Origin of the sequence: Paracidovorax avenae ATCC 19860, from assembly GCF_000176855.2 — a bacterium.
GTDB lineage: Bacteria > Pseudomonadota > Gammaproteobacteria > Burkholderiales > Burkholderiaceae_C > Paracidovorax > Paracidovorax avenae.
Genome location: NC_015138.1, coordinates 4,285,415 through 4,304,526 on the forward strand (window position 1 = coordinate 4,285,415; position 19,112 = coordinate 4,304,526).

Sequence of the window (19,112 nt, forward strand, 5' to 3'; positions counted from 1 at the left end):
CCATGCTGTTCACCGTCCACCAACGCTTCTTCTTCGATGCCGCGCACACGCTGCAGCGCGAAATCGAAGCCGAAGGCAGCCGCCGCATCCACGGCCACACCTACCACGCGGAGATTTCCGTCACCGGCCCGCGCCATCCTGCCACGGGCATGGTGATCGACCTGGGCCACCTGCGCGCGCGCTGCGCCCAGCTGCGCGAGCGCCTGGACCACCACCTCCTCGACGAAGTGCCGGGCCTGGGCCCCGCCACGCTCGAGAATCTCTGCGTGTTCATCGCCGATGCGCTCGGCGACCTCGATCCGCCGCCCAGCCGGGTGCGGGTCTGGCGCGATGCCGTCGGCGACGGCTGCGTGCTCGACCTGGCGCTCCCGCGCGGCTGACCCTTTGACTTCCCCTCTCATCACAGACCCTGCGACGCCATGCCCCATCTCGTCATCGAATACAGCGACAACCTGCGCCCCTTCCCCGAAGCGCAAGTGCTGGAGGCAGTGAATGCCTCCCTCACTGCCAGCCCCGAGATCCTGGCCGAATCCGACCTCAAGAGCCGTTTCACCACCGCCGAGCGGTTCGCCATCGGCACGCAGCCAGCCGGGCGCGCCTTCGTGCATGCGCAACTGCGCCTGCTCTCCGGCCGCACGCCCGAAGCCAAGCAGGACCTGGCCGGCCGTGTCGGTGCGGTCCTGCGCGAGCACACGCCCAGGCCTGCCGGCGTGATGGTCCAGCTCAGCGTCGAGATCGTGGACATGGACCGTGCGTCCTACGTCAAGGAAAAGCTCTGACCTAGCCTTTTCCGCCGCCGGGTTCCGCTGCGCGCGAGCGCCCGGAGGCGCTCCGGCCACGGGATCAGCCGGCCACGGGCCGCATCAGCGATGCGATGGCCTGGAAGGCACCGATCGACTGGCCGACGGCACGGCCGCTGCGCTGCAGGGCCCCGCGCTCCGGCGCATCTTCCGCCAGGGCGCGGGCCTGCGGCAGCGAACCGGGGGCCGACACGGACCGGGCCAGCTCCGCCATCGCGGCGGACGAGCGGCCCACCGATTGCGCGGCACGCCGCGCCAGCACGCCCTGCACCGGGCTGGGTGCGCGCGCCTCCGTATCCCCGGCCGCGGGCTCTGCCATGAAAAGCGGCGCGGCCACGGCGGATTCCATCACCTTCGCCAGCGCGGCGGGCCCGCGGACGGCCCCTGACGAAACGGCCGCGCGCAGCACGCCCAGGTCCGGCACCGGCAGGGTCGATGCCTGCAGGCGCAGGACCAGCGCGGCACCCACGTGGCGGCCGGCCTCCGCGTGCCCACCGCGGGCCACGGCCCCCAGGGCGATCTGCGCGGCCAGCACATTGCCGTCGCTGCCCGGCGTCGTGATGTCCTCCTGCAGGGAGCGGGCCCGCTCGCGCAGTGCTGTCCCGGAGGCAGCCTCCAGCGCGTTCATCCCCTGCACCATGGCATCCGGCACGATCGCGCGTTCGTCGATCGGCTCGAACGGCAGCGACGGAAGCGGCGCCATGGCGCCGACCATGGCCTCGGCGCGCCGGCTGGCAGTGCCATCCAGCAACGCCTCCACGGCGGCGTCCGGCATCCTGCCAGCGCCGTGCAGGGCGCCGGATGCCAGCGCGGCCTGCTCGGCGCCCCGGCGGGCACCGGCGAGGTCGGAGGGCAGCGACCGGTCCAGGCCGGCGAGCGCCGCCTGTCCATGCAGGATCGCCTCGCCGTGGGCGGCCTCCTGGTGGCCAGGCATCGACAGGTCCTGCTGCAGGGCCGCGAGCAGCCGGGCGCCATCGGCGGTACTGGCGGCCGCCCTGCGCTGCGCTGCCACCGGCGTGCCGGCGGGTGAAGCGGCCTGGCGCGCCACCGCCGGGCGCTGCGGCAGGGCCGCGGTCCGGGTCCTGCCGGCCACGCCGCCCTGGGGCTGGGGCGCACGCCGCGCCAACCCGGACGGAGCGGCCAGGGACTCGGAAGCAGGCCGGCCGGCGGGAGCATCTGCAGGACGTGTCTCTGTCGCGCGCGCCGCATCCGGCCCGATGGGGGGACCTTTGCGCGAAATGGGGGCGGTCATGTCAGCCTCCTGCGATGCCGGGGGAAAAGACCAGGGTGGCCAGGCGCGCGGTGGCCACCATCTCGCCTGCCAGTGCCTGCCCTTCGGCATCCCCGGCGGGCAGGGTCACGCGGCGGTGCAAGGTCGCCTCGCCTTCCGGCAGGCAGCCGATCGCGGCATCGAACCCCGCCAGCAGCCCCGGCGCGTTGGCCAGCAGCGCGGACGCATCCTGCGCCGGCATGTCGGAAAACCTCTGCCGCATGACCACGGTGAGCATCACCTGCACCTCCGGCCGTGGCATCGCATCCTGCCTGCCAGGCGGAGGCGACAGCGGCGCCACGGTGATCAGCAGGTCGCCGATCGCGCAGCCACCATCCTCCGCCGCGCGGTCGATCCCGGCGTTGTCCATGCCCAGCGCACGGGCAGCGGCGCGGATGAAATCATGGGTGTCGAGCGGCGGGCTCTGGAACGTGGCGGCGCCGTTGTCGGCTGCCGCGGGCTGGTGAGGCGATCGCATGAGAAATCCTTGTCGTGTATCGAAAAGCGGCGGTCCCTGCCACAACGTGCGCTTTTGGAGCACGCCCGCGCGGGCACTTACGGCATGCCGGGAATGGATGCCCGGCCGCCGCGACCCGCAACCACAGGTCCGCCCCAGCAGGGTATCGATACGGCGGTCATGCCGGAGGCACGGCGCGAAGCCATGCGCGGCGATGCGAAGCAGCCGGCCGCGGATACGAAGCCGGTGCCGGCAGCTCGCTCAGGAGCCGGAGGCCAGTTCCGCAGGCAGCCAGCCCCGCAGGCTGTTCAGGAAGGCCCATCCGCGCACGCGGGGCACGTCCTCCAGCCGGACCACGGCCTCCACGAGCCGCCCCTCGCGCAGCGCGACCGCCCGCCCCACCCCGGGCAGCAGCCCGCAGGCCAGCGGCGGCGTGACCCAGCGCCCGTCGAGCAGCGCCGCGATGTTGCCGAAGGTCCCCTCGGTGATCTCCGCCGCCTCGTTCCAGAGCACCGTATCGAACACCCCCGGCACGGCGGGCGCGAAGGCCGCATAGTGCGCGCGCCGCGTGGTCTTGTGGCGCACGAACTCGCCGTGCGCCGCGCTGAAGGGCCGGTCCGCCAGCGCCAGCCGCACCGGTACCGGCACCTCCGGGCACGCGAAGGCTTCGGCACGCGGCCGGCCGGCGGCATCCAGCAGCAGCCGCGCGCGCCACCGGCCCCGTGGATGCTCCGCCGCCAGTGCGTCCAGGCAGGCCTGCACGCGGCCTGCATCCCACGAAAACCCGAAATGCGCTGCGGATCCGGCCATGCGCGCCAGGTGCTCCTCCCGGTGGCGAAAGGCCCCATCCTGCAGCGCCAGCGTCTCCAGCACCTCGAAAGGCTGGCTGGCCCGCTCCACGAAGGCCCGCTTGTGGCGCCACTCGTCCCATTCGGCATCCGCCTGCGCATCGGAGGTGATGCCGCTGCCGATGCCGCACTCCGCCGCGCCGCCACGCAGCACCACGGTGCGGATCGGCACGTTGAACGTGGCCGCGATACCGCCCTCTCCGGGCGGGCCGTCGGGCCGAACCACCCCCAGCGCCCCGCAGTACACACCGCGCGGCCCGGCCTCCAGCGCACGGATGGTCCGCATCGCCTGCACCTTCGGCGCGCCCGTGACCGATCCGCAAGGAAACAGCGCGGCGAACACGTCCGCCAGGCCCAGGCCCGGCCGCGTGCGGGCCGTCACGTCCGACGTCATCTGCCACACGGTGGGCAGCGCCTGGGTACGGAACAGCGCCGGCACGGCCACGCTGTGGGGCTCGGCGATGCGCGAGAGATCGTTGCGCAGCAGGTCCACGATCATCACGTTCTCGGCCCGCTCCTTGGGGGCCGTGCGCAGATGTTCCGCCCAGGCCGCGTCCGTCTCGGGGGTGTCGCCCCGCGGTGCCGTGCCCTTCATCGGGCGGGCCAGGATCGATCCGCCCGCCGGGCCCGATCGCCAGTCGAAGAACAGTTCGGGCGACACCGACAGCACCTGCTCGTCTCCGGTATCGATATGCGCGGCATACCCGTCCGGCTGCGCGCGCTGCAGGGCTTCGAACAATGCCGCCGGGCGGCCCTCGAACCGGCCCCTCAGCGGCGCCGTGAAATTGACCTGGTACAGCTCGCCGTCGCGGATGGCCTGCTGGATGCGCCGGAAGGCTCCATCGAAATCCTGGCGGTCCAGACCGCCCCACCCCTCCACCGACGCGGATGCCCTGCCGGCCTCGGCCATCCCGCCCACGTCCACCACTTCGCCTGCCGGCAAGGGAGCGCCATACACGGCGAACCACGCCAGAGGCCCGCCGGCAGGATGCGTCGCGAGCGCCGCATCGAACGCTCCCGCCGCCTCGTAGCGCAGGTAGCCCACGCACCATGCCCCCCGCCGTGCCTCGGCGTCCACCGCTTCGAGCACGGGGCGGACTTCCTGCAGCGAGCGGGCCACCAGCACCTCGCGCGGCTCCGCGAAGGCCAGGCGCAGCCGCGGTGCCGCCGGATCCAGCGGCGTGGAGAAATCGATGCGGGCCGAAGAGATCATGCCGCGCCGATGCGCGGCACCAGGGCGCCTGCAGGCTGCCCTTCCTTGAGCGCCGCGGTGAACGCGAGCATGCGGTCGATGGGCTGGCGCGCCCGGGGAATCAGCGCTGGATCGACGTGGACCGCATTCGCGCCGGTTTCCAGCACGCGCGCCACGTCGGCCAGGCCGTTCATGGCCATCCAGGGGCAGTGCGCGCAGCTCTTGCAGGTGGCGCTGTTGCCGGCCGTGGGCGCCTCGTGGAACACCTTGTCCGGATTGAGCGCACGCAGCTTGTGCATCATCCCGTTGTCCGTCGCCACGATGAACTCGCGTGCGTCCATCTCGCGCGCCGCCTTGAGGATCGCGCTCGTGGAGCCCACCGCATCCGCCAGGGCTACCACCTCGGCCGGGCTCTCCGGATGCACCAGTACCCGGGCGTGCGGATGCTCCCGCTTGAGCATCTCCAGTTCCGCCGCCTTGAACTCGTCGTGCACGATGCACGCGCCGTTCCAGAACAGCATGTCCGCCCCGGTCTCCCGCTGGATATAGGCCCCCAGGTGCCGGTCGGGCGCCCACAGGATCTTGTGGCCGGCGGCGTGCAGCGCGCCCACGATCTCCAGCGCGCAACTGGAGGTGACCAGCCAGTCGGCCCGCGCCTTCACGGCGGCGCTGGTGTTGGCATAGACGACCACGGTGCGGTCCGGATGGGCGTCGCAGAAGGCGCTGAATGCGTCCACCGGGCACCCCAGGTCCAGCGAGCAGGTGGCGTCCAGGTCGGGCATCAGCACGGTCTTCTCGGGCGACAGGATCTTCGCCGTCTCGCCCATGAAGCGCACCCCCGAGACGACCAGCGTCTGCGCGGCATGGTCGCGCCCGAATCGGGCCATCTCCAGCGAATCGCTGACGATGCCGCCGGTTTCCTCCGCCAGGTCCTGCAGGTCGGGGTGCACGTAGTAGTGCGACACCATCACCGCGTTCTTCTCGCGCAGCAGCGCGCGGATGCGCTCCTTGAGCGCGGCGCGTTCGGCCGGCAGGGGCTCCGCGGGCACGCGGGCCCAGGCGTGGCGGGTGGAGCACGCGCCCCCGCCCTCGCTGGCGGGCTGTTCGTATTCCACGGGCTTGAGGGCGAGGGTGTCGGTGGTCATGGTGGGGTGCCTGTCGGGCCGATTCTGCGGGGCCTCGTCGGGGTTGCGGAAAACGCGCTGTGCAGCGTGCGGAGGGCGACTCAGGCCGGATCCTGCATGCGCATCGAGAAATCGGTGGCCTTCACGTCCTTGGTCAGCGTGCCGATGGAGATGCGGTCCACGCCCGTCTCGGCCAATGCGCGCAGGCCCTCCAGCGTCACGCCCCCGGAAATCTCCAGGATGGCCGGCCCTGCCGGATGCGCGGCATTCAGGCGCACGGCCTCGTGCAGCATCGGCAGCGGCATGTTGTCCAGCAGCACCATGCGGGCGCCGGCCGACAGTGCCTCGTGCAGTTGCTCCAGTGTCTCGCACTCGATCTCGATGAACTTCGCCTGCGCGGCCGCGGCACGCGCCGCATGCAGCACGGCCGTGACACCTCCCGCGGCGGCAATGTGGTTTTCCTTGATGAGCACCGCGTCGTGCAGCCCGATGCGGTGGTTGGTGCCCCCACCCATGCGCACGGCGTACTTCTGCGCCAGTCGCAGTCCGGGCAGGGTCTTGCGCGTGTCCACGATCTGCGCGCGGGTGCCCGCCACGGCATCGACGTAGCGCCGGGTCTTGGTGGCCACGGCCGACAGCAACTGCAGGAAATTGAGCGCCGTGCGCTCGGCGCTCAGCAGCGCCCGCGCCTGGCCCTCGATCTCCAGCACCACCTGGTCGGCCGCGCAGCGCTGGCCCTCGGCCACGTGCCAGGTCAGCCGCACGCCCGGATCCAGCGCGCGCAGCGCGGCCTCGGCCCAGGGGGCACCGCAGATCACGGCCTCTTCGCGGGCCAGCACACGCGCGCGTGCGCGCCGCGCCGGATCGATCAGGGCGGCAGTCAGGTCGCCCGCACCCACGTCCTCTTCCAGGGCGCGGGCCACGTCGGCCTGCACCACGGCCTGCGATTGCGCATCGCCGGCCATGGCGGCGGCTGGCTGAAACAAATTCGTCATGGGACGCGAGCATACCGGCAACGCGCACTTGCCCACATGGGTGCCCCCTGGCTCCGGAAGAGCACTCCGGCGGACCGGCCTGGACGCCGGCTTAGACTCGCGGCTCATTCGCGTTTCCCGAGGATTGATTGCATGACCGAGCCAACGCCGACGCCCGCCAACGCCGCCACGCCCTACGGCACCCTGCCCCCCGCCTCCCCCCTGCCGCAGCGCCGCCCCGTGAGCCTGCCGCGCCTGGCGCAGATGCGCGAGGCCGGCGAGAAGATCACCATGCTGACGGCCTACGACGCCACCTTCGCCGCGGTAGCGGATGCGGCAGGCGTGGAATGCCTGCTCGTGGGCGATTCGCTCGGCATGGTCTGCCAGGGCCTGCCCAGCACGGTGGGCGTGTCCCTGGACACCATGGCCTACCACACGGCCAGCGTGGCGCGGGGCCTGCACCGGGTGCAGGGCACGGCCTGGCTGATCGCCGACCTGCCCTACGGCAGCTACGCCGAAAGCCCCGAACAGGCCATGCGCAGCGCCTGCACGCTGATGCAGGCAGGAGCACACATGGTCAAGCTCGAAGGCGGCGGGTGGACGGCACCCACCGTCCGGTTCCTGGTCGAGCGCGGCGTGCCGGTCTGTGCACACCTGGGCCTCACCCCGCAGACGGTGCATTCCCTGGGCGGCTACCGCGTCCAGGGCCGCAGCGACGAAGCCGCGCGCGCGTTGCGCAGCCAGGCCAACGAACTGCAGGACGCGGGTGCCGCCATGCTGGTGCTCGAGATGGTGCCCGCCACGCTGGCGCGCGAAGTGACCGACGCCCTGCCGCGCTGCCACACCATCGGCATCGGCGCCGGCAGCGGCACGGCCGGCCAGGTGCTCGTGCTGCACGACATGCTGGGAGTGAACCTCGGCAAGAACCCGAAGTTCGCGCACGATTTCATGGCCCAGGCCGGCAGCGTGCGCGGCGCCATCGAAGCCTACGTGCAGGCCGTCAAGGCGGGGCGCTTCCCCGACGATGCGCTGCACGCCTGGTAACGCCTCCTGCCCTCCCGCCACGTCCGGCCATCCTGCCACCGCCTTTCCAGCCGTTTCTCCATGCTCATCGCACACTCCATCGCCGACCTGCGTTCCGCGCTCGCCAGCCGGGGCCGCCCGGCCTTCGTCCCCACCATGGGCAACCTGCACGAAGGGCACCTGTCCCTGGTGCGGCAGGCCCGCGCGCTCGGCGACGTGAGCGTCGCCAGCATCTTCGTCAACCGCCTCCAGTTCCTACCCCACGAGGATTTCGACAGCTATCCCCGCACCTGGGAGGCCGACCGCGCGCAACTGGAAGCCGCAGGCTGCGACATCCTCTTCGCCCCGCGCGAGACGGACCTCTACCCGCAGGCACAGACCTTCAAGGTCCAGCCCGATCCCCTGCTGGCCGACCTGCTCGAAGGGCAGTTCCGCCCCGGCTTCTTCACCGGCGTCTGTACCGTGGTCATGAAGCTGTTCTCCGCCGTGTTCGGCACGACCGGCGGCGGAACGGCCCTGTTCGGCAAGAAGGACTACCAGCAGCTGATGGTGATCCGCCGCATGGTGGAGCAGTTCGCCCTGCCGGTGGACGTGGTGGCAGGGGACACCTGCCGCGCCCCGGACGGACTCGCCCTCAGCTCGCGCAACGGTTACCTGGGACCGGCCGAACGCGCCCAGGCGGTGGAGCTGTCGCGCGCCCTGCGATCCCTGTCGGATGCCGTACTCTCGCGCCCCGTCACCGACTGGCCCGGACTGGAGGCCGAGGCGAGCGACGCGCTGCGCAGCCGGGGCTGGCAGCCCGACTACCTCGTGGTGCGCCGCAGGGCCGACCTGCAGCGCCCCGACAACGCACCGCAAGCCGGCACGCTGGTGGCCCTGGGCGCGGCCCGGCTGGGCCCGACCCGGCTCATCGACAACCTCGAATTCTGAGCAGCTCGGCACGAGATGTCCCGCGCGGCGGGAAGGTGCGCACCTACGCGGGCAGGTGCCGCGCGCGCACAATCCGCGGGGCGCCCGGGTCTTAAGGTGGAGGCATCTTCAACCCACCTTTCAGGAGAAAGACCATGCCCATCATCCTGTGGCTCCTCGGCGTCCCGCTGTCCCTCGTCCTGCTGCTGATGCTCTTCGGCGTGGTGTGATGCGCCTCGGCGGCGTGGGTGGCCGGTGCGCTGGCTCCCACGCTGGCCCACCGCGGGGGCGACGCTCAGCAGGAGCGCAGTTCCGCTGCGGGGCCACGTCCCATCAGCCGTGCCACGGCCTCCGAAGCGGTCGATCGGCCATCCAGCAGCGCCACCACTTCCTGCGCAATCGGCATGTCCACGCCGAGCTGGCCTGCACGCCGCACCACCGTCCGCGCGCTGTACACCCCTTCGGCCACATGGCCGAGCGATTCCACCGCCTGGTCCAGTGTGAGCCCCCGGGCGAGCGCCAGGCCCACGCGGCGGTTGCGGGACAGGTCCCCCGTGGCCGTCAGCACCAGGTCGCCCAGTCCTGAAAGTCCCATGAACGTCTCCGCCCGCGCGCCGAGCGCGAGCCCGAGCCGGCTCATTTCGGCCAGGCCCCGAGTGATGAGCGCGGCACGCGCGTTCGTTCCCAGGTCCAGCCCATCGCAAAGACCGGTGGCGATGGCCAGAACATTCTTCACGGCGCCCCCCACCTCCACGCCCACGATGTCCTCGTTGGCATAAACGCGCAGGGTGGGCCCATGGAATGCTTCCACGAGCAATTCACGTACTTGCGCATCGCGGCTTGCGGCCACCAGCGCAGTGGGCCGCCCCTGCGCCGCCTCCAGCGCGAAGCTGGGGCCGCTGAGCGCACCCGCACGCAGACGCGGGGCCACCTGGCTGCAGATCTCGTGCGCCATCAGGCCCTGGGACGCGGCCTCGCCACCTGCGGGAACGGCCTCGAAACCCTTGCAGAGCCAGGCCACGGGAATGGCCGCGTCGCGCAACGCCTCCAGCATGCCGCGCAGGCCGGACATGGGGGTCGCGACAATGGCCAGGTCGGCCCGGCTGGACGCAAGCGCCCCGGAAGGCGCACCGCTCGCGAGGGCGAAGGCCGGGGGAAAGGCGATGCCGGGAAGATAGCGGGCGTTCTCGCGCGCCGCCTGCATGGCGGCGGCCTGGCGGCCATCGCGCGCCCAGAGGGTCACGGCATGTCCGGCCGGGTGCGCGGCCGCGCTGAGGGCCATGGCGGTGCCCCAGGCGCCTGCACCGAACACGATGATCTTCATGAGGGAGGTCGTTGCGGTTTCGGCAGGGGAACCGCTCGCAGTCCCCGGCTGCGACGCGCCGCCGTGCGGCGGCGCCCGGTGGGAAGAATTACTGCGTGACGCCCGGCGTCGGCGCGGCCGAGGCCAGCTGCGACTGCTGCTGCTCGTACATGGCCTGGAAGTTGATCTCTGCCAGGTGCACGGGCGGGAAGCCGGCGCGCGTGATCACGTCGGCGATGTTGCCGCGCAGGTAGGGATAGACGATCTGCGGGCAGGCGATGCCCATGATCGGGCCCATCTGGTCTTCCGGAATGTTGCGGATCTCGAAGATGCCGGCCTGCTTGGCCTCGACCAGGAACACCGTCTTGTCCTTGATCTTGGTCTGCACCGTGGCCGTCACCGCGACCTCGAAGATGCCGTCGGCGACGGGGGAGGCCTCGACGCCCAGCTGGATGTCCACGTTGGGCTGCTCCTGCTCCAGCAGGATCTGGGGCGAGTTCGGCTGCTCCAGGGACAGATCCTTCAGATACACGCGCTGGATCTGGAACACGGGATTTTCTTCGGACATGAGGTCGTTCTTTCGATTCGGAAACGGGAAAAGGGCCAGGTAAGACAAAGCCCGCCGGGGACGTCTCGTTCCCGCAGCGGGCAGCACCCGGGGCCGCATTATGCAGCGCCCGGCCGGTGCGCCTTTCAGGCGCCGAGCAGGGGCATCAGGCCGCCGCGGCCGTCGAGCGCGACCAGGTCGTCATGGCCACCCACGTGGGTGTCGCCGATGAAGATCTGCGGCACCGTGCGCCGTCCGGTGATCTCCATCATGTGCGAGCGGGCCTCGGGGTCGAGATCCACGCGGACCTCCTCGATCTGCTCCACGCCCTTGGACTTGAGGATCTGCTTGGCCCGGATGCAGTAGGGGCAGACGGCGGTGGTGTACATCTTGACGGGTTGCATGGGGCGGCCTTCCTGGAAGATTGCGTAGGGTGTGAGGGGCACGTGGTGCCGCTTCAGGCCTTTTCAACCGGCATGCTGGCATCGCGCCAGGCCTTCAGCCCGCCCGCGAGCGCCTCGGCCTTGTCATAGCCGAGCTTTCTGGCCACCGCCACCGCGCGCTGCGCCCGGGCGCCCTTGGCGCACACCAGCACGAGCGGCACCGACTTGTTCTTGACCACCTGCGGCAGCCGTTCCTCCAGCTGGCCCAGCGGCACGTTCTTCGCGCCGCCGACATGGCCGGCCGCGAACTCGTCGGGCTCGGAGACATCGACCACCACGGCCTTCTCGCGGTTGATGAGTTGCACCGCGCGCGCCGCGGTGAGCGAGCCGCCCGCGGCTTCGCGGAAGACCGGCAGGAGCAGCATGGCGCCCGAAACCAGCGCGACGAGGACGAGATACCAGTTGTCGATGAAGAAATTCACGGAGGTCCTTGGGGAAAGCAAACCCCGCAATTTTAGAATGCGGCGTTTGACCCGTCCGATTCCACAGCTTCCCCATCCTCCAGCCACCATGCACAAACTCGTCCTGATCCGCCACGGCGAATCCACCTGGAACCTCGAAAACCGCTTCACCGGCTGGACCGACGTGGACCTGACTCCCACCGGCATCGAGCAGGCCAAGACCGCCGGCCGCCTCCTGAAGGCCGAAGGCTACGAGTTCGACCTGGCCTTCACCAGCGTGCTCAAGCGCGCCACGCGCACCCTGTGGCATGTCCTGGACGAGATGGACCGCACCTGGCTGCCCGTGGAGCACAGCTGGCGCCTCAACGAGCGCCACTACGGCGCCCTGCAGGGGCTCAACAAGGCCGACATGGCCAAGCAGTACGGCGATGCGCAGGTGCTCGTCTGGCGCCGCAGCTACGACACACCCCCGCCGGCCCTGGAGGCCACCGATCCGCGCAGCGAGCGCGGCGACATCCGTTACGCGGGCCTCGATGCCGAGCAGATCCCGCTCACCGAATGCCTGAAGGACACCGTCGCCCGCGTCCTGCCCTTCTGGAACGAGCGCATCGCGCCTGCCATGCGATCGGGCCAGCGCGTAATGGTCGCCGCCCACGGCAACTCGATCCGTGCGCTGGTCAAGTACCTGGACGGCATCTCCGACGACGACATCGTCGGGCTGAACATTCCCAACGGCATTCCCCTGGTCTACGAACTGGGCGACGACCTGAAGCCGCTGCGCCATTACTACCTGGGCGATGCCGAGGCCGCGGCCCAGGCGGCCGCCGCGGTCGCGTCCCAGGGCAAGGCCTGACCCCACGGGCCGCAGGCGGCGGGGTAAACCCGCGAGGCGGCCCCGATGCGCCAAAAAGCCCCGCGGGCGCGGAACTGCGCCGCGCCTGCCCTTTCCAAGGGGGTGTATATTGGACCTAGAACCGGCAAAGGTGTTTTTCGAATGGGCCACAAACTCAAAATCGCAGGATGGGTGTCGGTCGGCGTCGTTGCCGGCGCTCTGACCACGGTCTCCCTGCAGACCGTCGCCCGCGGAGCCATGACTCCGCTTCCCCTCGAGGAAATCCAGCAGCTCTCCGCGGTCTTCGGGCTCATCAAGACCGACTACGTCGAGCCCGTGGACGACAAGAAGCTCATCACCGACGCCATCTCCGGCATGGTGTCCAGCCTCGATCCGCACTCCCAGTACTTCGACAAGAAGTCCTTCAAGGAATTCCGCGAAGGCACCACGGGCCGCTTCGTGGGCGTGGGCATCGAGATCACCCAGGAAGACGGCCTGATCAAGATCGTGTCCCCCATCGAGGGCTCCCCGGCCTTCCGCGCGGGCCTGAAGACCAACGACCTGATCACCAAGATCGACGACACGGCAGTGAAGGGGCTCGCCCTCAACGAAGCCGTGAAGAAGATGCGCGGCGAGCCCAACACCCAGGTCACGCTCACCATCTTCCGCAAGGACGAGAGCCGCACCTTCCCGGTCACCGTCACGCGCGAGGAGATCAAGACCCAGTCCGTGAAGGGCAAGGAGATCGAGCCCGGCTATGCCTGGATCCGGCTGTCGCAATTCCAGGAACGCACGGTGGACGACTTCGTGCGCAAGGTCGAGGAGATCTACCGCCAGGATCCGAACATCAAGGGCATGGTGCTGGACCTGCGCAACGACCCCGGCGGCCTGCTCGACGCGGCCGTGGCCATTTCCACCGCCTTCCTCCCCGAAGATGTGACCGTCGTGTCCACCAACGGCCAGCTCGCGGAAAGCAAGGCGGTCTACAAGGCCTCGCCCGAGTTCTACCAGCGCCGCGGTGCCGGCGACCCGCTCAAGCGGCTGCCTGCAGCGCTCAAGAGCGTTCCGCTGGTGGTGCTGGTGAACGAGGGCTCCGCCTCGGCCAGCGAGATCGTCGCCGGCGCGCTGCAGGACCACAAGCGCGCCACCATCATGGGCAGCCAGACCTTCGGCAAGGGATCGGTTCAGACCGTTCGCCCCCTGGGCCCGGACACCGGCATCAAGCTCACCACGGCGCGCTACTACACGCCCAGCGGCAAGTCGATCCAGGCCAAGGGCATCGTCCCCGACATCATGGTGGACGACAGCCCCGACGGGGACCCCTTCGCCGCATTGCGCATGCGCGAGGCGGACCTCGAGAAGCACCTGACCAGCGGCCAGGGCGAGGAGCAGAAGGACGAAGCGCGCGAGAAGGCCCGCGAGGAAGCCCGCAAGCGCCTCGAGGAAGAAGCCAAGAAGCCCGTCGCCGAGCGCAACAAGATGCCCGAGTTCGGAACCGACAAGGACTTCCAGCTCACCCAGGCCCTCAACCAGCTCAAGGGCCTGACCGTCGTCGTCAGCAAGACGCAGACGGAGCGCAAGGAAGAGAAGAAGGACAACTGACCGGCGGGATGCATCCTTCCAGCGAGGGCCGGACTCCGAGGGGTCCGGCCTTTTGCTTTGTGCCTTCGTGCCCCCCATCGCTCCCGCCCGCACCACGCCCCATCCATGAACGACGACCAGCTCCTGCGTTACTCCCGCCACATCCTGCTCGAAGAAATCGGCATCGAAGGCCAGGAACGGCTGCTCGCCGCCCACGCGCTGGTCATCGGTGCCGGCGGCCTGGGATCGCCTGCAGCCCTGTTCCTCGCTTCGGCAGGCGTGGGCCGCCTGACCCTGGTCGATGCCGACACCGTGGACCTGACCAACCTGCAGCGGCAGATCGCCCACACCACGCAGCGCGTCGGCCAGTCCAAGGTGGCTTCGGCAGCGCAGGCCGTGCAGGCCATCAACCCCGGCGTGCAGGTCGAGGCCCTGCCCCTGCGCGTGGATCCGGCCTGGCTCGACGCCCACGTGCCGCTCGCGGACGTGGTGCTGGACTGCAGCGACAACTACGCGACACGGCAGGCCGTCAACGCCGCCTGCGTGCGCCACCGCGTGCCCCTGGTGGCCGGCGCGGCGATCCGTTTCGACGGACAGATCACCGTGATCGACCCGCGCGCGTCGGATGCACCCTGCTATGCCTGCCTCTTTCCTCCGGAGGCGGCGTTCGAGGAAGTGCTGTGCTCCACGATGGGCGTGTTCGCACCGATGGTCGGCATCATCGGCGCCATGCAGGCGGCCGAGGCGCTCAAGCTGCTCTGCGGGGCAGGACGATCGCTCGCAGGGCGCCTGCTCATGCTGGACGGCCTCTCCATGGAGTGGACCTCCATGCGCGCCGGCCGCGACCCGGCCTGCAGCGTGTGCGGAACACGGCACGCAAAAAAGGGTGCCAGCGGCGAAGTGCTTCGGTAGGAGAAATCCTACCGGGGTAACACCCTGCTGCTGGCAGAATGCCGGCTCTCTCCCTATAAAGTAGAGCCGTGATCAACCCCTCCCATCCGACGCCTTCAGCGGCACCGGCCTCACAGTGAAACTGCGCACCTATATCGTCGAAGACAACGCCACGATCCGGGAGAACCTGATCGGCACGCTGGAGGAGCTGGCGGAAGTCGAAGCCGTGGGTGTCGCCGAAACCGAAGACGAAGGCAAGGAGTGGCTGGCCGCGAACCCCGAACAATGGGACCTGGCCATCGTGGATCTTTTCCTCAGGCAAGGCAGTGGCCTGGGCATCCTCGCTGCCTGCCGCGACCGCACGGCACGCCAGAAGATGGTCGTCCTGAGCAACTACGCCACCCCCGATGTTCGCGTGCGCTGCGCCCAGCTCGGCGTGGACGCCGTCTTCGACAAATCCAACGAGATAGACGCCCTCGTGGAGTACTGCGTGGAACACAGCACGCTGCGCAAGTCCGCCAGCAACGCCTGACAGCGCAATCGTTTTCCCCGCCACGGCGGATCTTCCTGCGGCCTCCGTTGCCGCAGGCCCGCATGCGTGCAGCCGCACGGTGCAGCGTCCCATCCCATGAAGCACAAAACCCCGGAAGGAATCCATCCCTCCGGGGTCCTGGACGCGCGGCAACGTGCGATCCACATATGCCGCGACACGGCATGTGCCAGCGTCCTTTGGCTAGACCGCAGGCCAGACGAGGCGGCATGACGAACAGGTCCGACGAAGATCTGGCCGCACGTCGCGCCAGGGCGCGATGCCCTGCCGCAAACAATCCAGCGATCAATCGATGAGCTTGTTCTTCAGCGCGTAGTAGGTCAGGTCGCTGTTGGACGACAGCGCCATCTTCTCCATCAGGCGCGTGCGGTAGGTGCTCACGGTCTTGACGCTCAGGGACAGGGACTTGGCGATGTCGCCCGCAGTCTCGCCCTTGGCCAGCTTCAGGAACACCTGGAACTCGCGCTCGGACAGCTGCTCGTGCGGAGGCGCGTCGTCCTTGCGATTGAGCTGCTGCGCGAGCAGGTCCGCGACGGCGGGCGTGAGGTAGCGGCGGCCCAGCGAGATGGTGCGGATGGCTTCCACGATCTCCTTGGGGTCGCATTCCTTGTTCAGGTAGCCGCTGGCACCCTGGCGGATGAGGTTGATCGCGTAGTGTTCCTCGGGGTACCCGCTCAGGATGAGGATGCCCATGTCCGGCGCCTTCGCGCGCAGCATGGCCAGCGCATCGAGGCCGCTCTGGCCGGGCATCGACAGGTCCATCAGCAGCACGTCGATCTCGTGGTTGCGCACGAGGTCGATGGCCTCGCGGCCGTTCGAGGCCTCGCCGACTACGCGAAGGTCTACATGTTCTGACAGAAATTGTCGCAATCCCGAGCGGACAATCGCATGGTCATCCACAATGCCGATCTTGATCATTGAGAGTTTCTTTCAAGAGGCAGCTGGGCTGCCCATCATTGGTCAGGTGGCCCATCCACCGTTGCGGGAGCGTGCCTGCGGCGATTGCTGCGGGCTGGTGACATTATCCAGAATTCACCCCCATCCCTACCGGAGAAACATACATATGCGCTGGTCCAATTTTCGCAAGATGGCTGTCAGCCTGCCCCTGGCGCTGCTGGCAGCCGCTGCGTTGGTTGGCATCAATGAGGCCGGATACGCGCGGTCCAACGAGGCCGTGCGCGCGCTGTCGAGCACCTACACGACCCGCGCCGCGCTCAACCGCATGATGCAGAACATGCTGGACGCGGAAACCGGCCTGCGCGGCTACCTGCTCACGGGCGACGACCGCTACCTCCAGCCCTACCAGAAGGCGGCATCCACCATCGATGCCAACCTGGAAGAACTGCGGGCCATCTACCGCTCCTCTCCGGAAGACCAGGAAGACTTCACCCAGCTCTCCCGACAGATCTCCCGCAAGATGTCCGAGCTGGACCTGAGCCTGCGCCTGCGCCGCCAGAACAACGACGACGCCTGGAAGTTCGTCCTCTCCACCGATGTCGGCAAGGAGAACATGGATGCCATCCGCACGCTGTCCGGCCGCCTCGCGCAGCGCAGCGCGGACCGCTCCACGCACCACACCGACGAGATCCTCCACTCCCTCACCCTTTCGCGCATCGGCATCGCGACCGTCGTGGCCATCGGCCTGCTCGCGTTCTACATGTACCTGCGCCAGGCCAGCGCCCTGCAGACCGCCCAGGAACGGGAACAGGAAGCCCTGCAGCGCGAACGCGACCGGCTGGAATTGCTGGTGCGCGAACGCACCGCGTCGCTGACCGAACTGGCGAACCACCTGCAGCAGGTGCGCGAGGACGAGCGGGGCCACCTGGCCCGCGAACTGCACGACGAACTGGGGGCACTGCTCACCGCAGCCAAGCTCGACGTCGCGCGGCTGAAGTCGAAGATCGACGCGCAGTCGCCCGAGATCGCCGAGCGGCTCAAGCACCTCACCGAAACCCTGAACAGCGGCATCGCGCTCAAGCGCAGGATCATCGAGGACCTCCGGCCTTCGTCCCTCTTCAACCTGGGCCTGACCGCCTCGCTGGAGATCCTCGCGCGCGAGTTCGAGCAGCGCAGCAGCGTGGACGTGGAGCTCAATCTCGAATCGGTGGAGCTGCCGGAGGCCGTGCAACTCACGATCTACCGCATGGTTCAGGAGTCGCTGACCAACATCGGCAAGTACGCCAATGCCACCAAGGTGCTGGTGGCCGTGCACAACTATCCCACCCACGTGGCGGTGCAGATCCGCGACAACGGCTCGGGCTTCGACACCAGCAAGGTGCAGACCTCCGCACACGGGCTCATGGGCATGCGCCATCGCGTCGAGGCCGCCGGCGGGCGCCTGACGGTCACCTCCGAGGCCAACGAAGGCACGCTCGTGTCTGCCGTGCTGCCCGTCGTGCACTGAACGCCCCGGGGCGACGCCACGCGCCCGCTGCAGTCGCTTCCACGCACCTCGCTGCGCCGTTTCCGGCGGCTTTCGGTGTGGACTTTTCCCCCCGTTTTCCAGCGCTGCGCACTTGCCGCGGCGGTGGTCGGCCGCGTCCTACAGCGCTGCGCGCCGGGGGCCGGCAGCCTGTGCGCGCCCCCAAATCTACATTGGATCCCAGGCGCCAACGCGACAGCGCCATCGACCAACCACCGACCGGCCCTCCGGTCCAAGAGGAGAAAGATATGTTGCATTACGCAGTCGTTTTTCTGGTGATCGCACTGATCGCCGCACTCTTCGGCTTTGGTGGGATCGCAGCGGGCGCCGTCGGCATCGCCAAGATCCTGTTCTTCGTGTTCGTGATCATGGCCGTCGTCACCTTCGTGCTGAGCCTGCTCAAGCGCGGTTGAACGAACCGACCTGCCTGCCCTGACGACCCGACTACCTGAGGAACAGAAACCATGGAAGCACAGAAACTCGCCGACAAGGCTGCAGACACCGCGCACGACGTGGCCGAAGACATGCTGGACAACGCCCAGGACGCCGTTCGCACCACCCGCAGCGCGGCGAACAAGACCCTGGACAAGGCCGAACGCAAGGTGCGGGAACTGCAGAGCGACGTGGATCCCCTGATCGACGACCTGGCTGCACGCGCCCAGGACCTCGCCTCCCGCGGCATCGCCTACTGCGCCGACACCGGCGAGCGCGCCCGCCGGCAATTCAACCAGGCCGCCGACGCCACCGCCCGCTACGTCTCGGAGCAGCCCGGCAAGTCGCTGGCCATCGCGGCAGCCGCCGGCGCCTTCGTGGCCACGCTGTGCATGCTGGCACGCCGCCCCCGGGGCCGCGACTACTGATCTCCTGACTTGAGTACGCGGGACCGGGAACGGAAGCCTCCAGCAGCCCTCCACCACCGGCCCGCCCCATATCCACAACAACATTCCACGGGCGCTCCATGACCACCCCGAACTCCACACCCACGGCAACTGCATCGCTCACCCTGGACGAGAAAGCCCTCCAGTACGCGGCCACCCAGGATCTCGACGAAGGCGCCGTCACGCCTGCGTACGGCCCGCACCGCGACGCCATCGTGAAGCTGCTGAACGATGCACTGGCGACCGAACTCGTGTGCGTGCTGCGCTACAAGCGCCACTACTTCACGGCCGACGGTCTGGAGTCTCCCGCGATCGCCGCGGAATTCCTGGTCCATGCGAACGAGGAAGCGGCCCACGCCGACCTCATCGCCCAGCGCATCGTGCAACTGGGCGGCGAGCCGGACTTCCGCCCCCGCACGCTGGAAGAACGCAGCCACGCGCAGTACGACGAGTCGTCGGACCTCAAGGCGATGGTGCGCGCCAACCTGGTGGCCGAACGCATCGCTGTCGAGGCCTACCGGCAGATGATCACCCTGATCGGCGACAAGGACCCCACCACGCGCCGCATGCTGGAAGGCATCCTCGCCGACGAGGAAGAGCATGCCGACGAACTCAAGGATTGGCTGCACCGCTGAAGGCGCAGCCGGCCCTCGCAGGCAGTCCACCG

At 69.3% G+C, this 19,112-nt stretch carries 22 protein-coding genes; 12 read left to right on the forward strand and 10 right to left on the reverse strand.

Translation table 11 applies throughout. The features are described from left to right. The first annotated feature begins 2 nt into the window (after nt 1-2). Entirely contained in the window at nt 3-380 is a 378-nt protein-coding gene (locus ACAV_RS18595) for a 6-pyruvoyl trahydropterin synthase family protein (RefSeq protein WP_013596123.1), read from the forward strand. Nucleotides 381-419: 39 nt separating this feature from the next. Further along, nucleotides 420-779, forward strand: coding sequence for a 5-carboxymethyl-2-hydroxymuconate Delta-isomerase (locus ACAV_RS18600; protein ID WP_013596124.1), 360 nt, complete (start codon nt 420-422; stop codon nt 777-779). Nucleotides 780-843: 64 nt separating this feature from the next. Here the strand turns inward: ACAV_RS18600 and ACAV_RS18605 are convergent, their stop codons facing one another. From ACAV_RS18605 to nadC, 5 genes are all read right to left on the reverse strand, one after another. After that, nucleotides 844-2,052, reverse strand: a complete 1,209-nt coding sequence (locus tag ACAV_RS18605) for a hypothetical protein (RefSeq protein ID WP_013596125.1) — start codon at nt 2,050-2,052, stop codon at nt 844-846. Nucleotide 2,053: 1 nt separating this feature from the next. Further along, nucleotides 2,054-2,548 carry a hypothetical protein gene (locus tag ACAV_RS18610; protein WP_013596126.1) on the reverse strand — a complete coding sequence of 165 codons (495 nt, stop codon included), beginning with the start codon at nt 2,546-2,548 and terminating at the stop codon, nt 2,054-2,056. Between the two features lie 240 nt (nt 2,549-2,788). Then, the gene (locus ACAV_RS18615; protein ID WP_013596127.1) at nt 2,789-4,588 is read right to left on the reverse strand and encodes a chorismate-binding protein; all 1,800 of its coding nucleotides are present in this window, start codon (nt 4,586-4,588) and stop codon (nt 2,789-2,791) included. Beyond that, on the reverse strand, nt 4,585-5,712 hold the full coding sequence (gene nadA, locus ACAV_RS18620) for a quinolinate synthase NadA (RefSeq protein WP_013596128.1): 1,128 nt from the start codon (nt 5,710-5,712) through the stop codon (nt 4,585-4,587). The genes ACAV_RS18615 and nadA overlap by 4 nt, the downstream gene beginning before the upstream one ends. An 80-nt stretch (nt 5,713-5,792) precedes the next feature. Further along, nucleotides 5,793-6,686, reverse strand: coding sequence for a carboxylating nicotinate-nucleotide diphosphorylase (gene nadC, locus ACAV_RS18625; protein ID WP_041828818.1), 894 nt, complete (start codon nt 6,684-6,686; stop codon nt 5,793-5,795). 132 nt (nt 6,687-6,818) lie between these two features. Between nadC and panB the strand changes: the two genes are divergently transcribed. Further along, entirely contained in the window at nt 6,819-7,709 is an 891-nt protein-coding gene (gene panB / locus ACAV_RS18630) for a 3-methyl-2-oxobutanoate hydroxymethyltransferase (protein ID WP_013596130.1), read from the forward strand. A gap of 60 nt (nt 7,710-7,769) precedes the next feature. Beyond that, a complete protein-coding gene (gene panC, locus ACAV_RS18635; RefSeq protein ID WP_013596131.1) occupies nt 7,770-8,618 on the forward strand; it encodes a pantoate--beta-alanine ligase in 849 nt (282 codons plus the stop codon). Nucleotides 8,619-8,892: 274 nt separating this feature from the next. Here panC and ACAV_RS18640 read toward each other — a convergent pair whose 3' ends face one another. The 4 genes from ACAV_RS18640 to ACAV_RS18655 form a co-directional block, all read right to left on the reverse strand. Then, a complete protein-coding gene (locus ACAV_RS18640) occupies nt 8,893-9,921 on the reverse strand; it encodes an NAD(P)H-dependent glycerol-3-phosphate dehydrogenase (protein ID WP_013596132.1) in 1,029 nt (342 codons plus the stop codon). Between the two features lie 88 nt (nt 9,922-10,009). Further along, nucleotides 10,010-10,468, reverse strand: coding sequence for a protein-export chaperone SecB (gene secB, locus ACAV_RS18645; protein WP_013596133.1), 459 nt, complete (start codon nt 10,466-10,468; stop codon nt 10,010-10,012). A gap of 125 nt (nt 10,469-10,593) precedes the next feature. After that, nucleotides 10,594-10,851, reverse strand: coding sequence for a glutaredoxin 3 (gene grxC / locus ACAV_RS18650; protein WP_013596134.1), 258 nt, complete (start codon nt 10,849-10,851; stop codon nt 10,594-10,596). Between the two features lie 53 nt (nt 10,852-10,904). Continuing rightward, nucleotides 10,905-11,312, reverse strand: a complete 408-nt coding sequence (locus tag ACAV_RS18655) for a rhodanese-like domain-containing protein (RefSeq protein WP_013596135.1) — start codon at nt 11,310-11,312, stop codon at nt 10,905-10,907. An 88-nt stretch (nt 11,313-11,400) separates the two neighbouring features. On the opposite strand from ACAV_RS18655, the gene gpmA reads away from it, so the two are divergent. From gpmA to ACAV_RS18675, 4 genes are all read left to right on the forward strand, one after another. Next, complete coding sequence (gene gpmA, locus ACAV_RS18660) at nt 11,401-12,144, forward strand: 2,3-diphosphoglycerate-dependent phosphoglycerate mutase (RefSeq protein WP_013596136.1); 744 nt, start codon at nt 11,401-11,403, stop codon at nt 12,142-12,144. A 141-nt stretch (nt 12,145-12,285) separates the two neighbouring features. Continuing rightward, nucleotides 12,286-13,725, forward strand: a complete 1,440-nt coding sequence (locus tag ACAV_RS18665; RefSeq protein ID WP_013596137.1) for a S41 family peptidase — start codon at nt 12,286-12,288, stop codon at nt 13,723-13,725. Between the two features lie 105 nt (nt 13,726-13,830). Further along, nucleotides 13,831-14,616, forward strand: coding sequence for a HesA/MoeB/ThiF family protein (locus ACAV_RS18670; protein ID WP_013596138.1), 786 nt, complete (start codon nt 13,831-13,833; stop codon nt 14,614-14,616). 115 nt (nt 14,617-14,731) lie between these two features. Then, a complete protein-coding gene (locus ACAV_RS18675; protein WP_013596139.1) occupies nt 14,732-15,127 on the forward strand; it encodes a response regulator in 396 nt (131 codons plus the stop codon). A gap of 303 nt (nt 15,128-15,430) precedes the next feature. Here the strand turns inward: ACAV_RS18675 and ACAV_RS18680 are convergent, their stop codons facing one another. Then, the gene (locus ACAV_RS18680) at nt 15,431-16,063 is read right to left on the reverse strand and encodes a response regulator (RefSeq protein ID WP_013596140.1); all 633 of its coding nucleotides are present in this window, start codon (nt 16,061-16,063) and stop codon (nt 15,431-15,433) included. A gap of 145 nt (nt 16,064-16,208) precedes the next feature. On the opposite strand from ACAV_RS18680, the gene ACAV_RS18685 reads away from it, so the two are divergent. The 4 genes from ACAV_RS18685 to ACAV_RS18700 all read left to right on the forward strand — a co-directional run bounded on the left by ACAV_RS18685 (nt 16,209) and on the right by ACAV_RS18700 (nt 19,080). Beyond that, nucleotides 16,209-17,549 (forward strand): sensor histidine kinase, encoded by a 1,341-nt coding sequence (locus ACAV_RS18685; protein ID WP_013596141.1) that lies wholly within the window; start codon nt 16,209-16,211, stop codon nt 17,547-17,549. A gap of 266 nt (nt 17,550-17,815) precedes the next feature. Beyond that, entirely contained in the window at nt 17,816-17,980 is a 165-nt protein-coding gene (locus ACAV_RS24225; protein ID WP_011796896.1) for a DUF1328 domain-containing protein, read from the forward strand. Nucleotides 17,981-18,031: 51 nt separating this feature from the next. Next, on the forward strand, nt 18,032-18,427 hold the full coding sequence (locus ACAV_RS18695) for a hypothetical protein (protein ID WP_013596142.1): 396 nt from the start codon (nt 18,032-18,034) through the stop codon (nt 18,425-18,427). A gap of 98 nt (nt 18,428-18,525) precedes the next feature. After that, a complete protein-coding gene (locus ACAV_RS18700; RefSeq protein WP_013596143.1) occupies nt 18,526-19,080 on the forward strand; it encodes a ferritin-like domain-containing protein in 555 nt (184 codons plus the stop codon). The last annotated feature ends 32 nt before the right edge of the window (nt 19,081-19,112 follow it).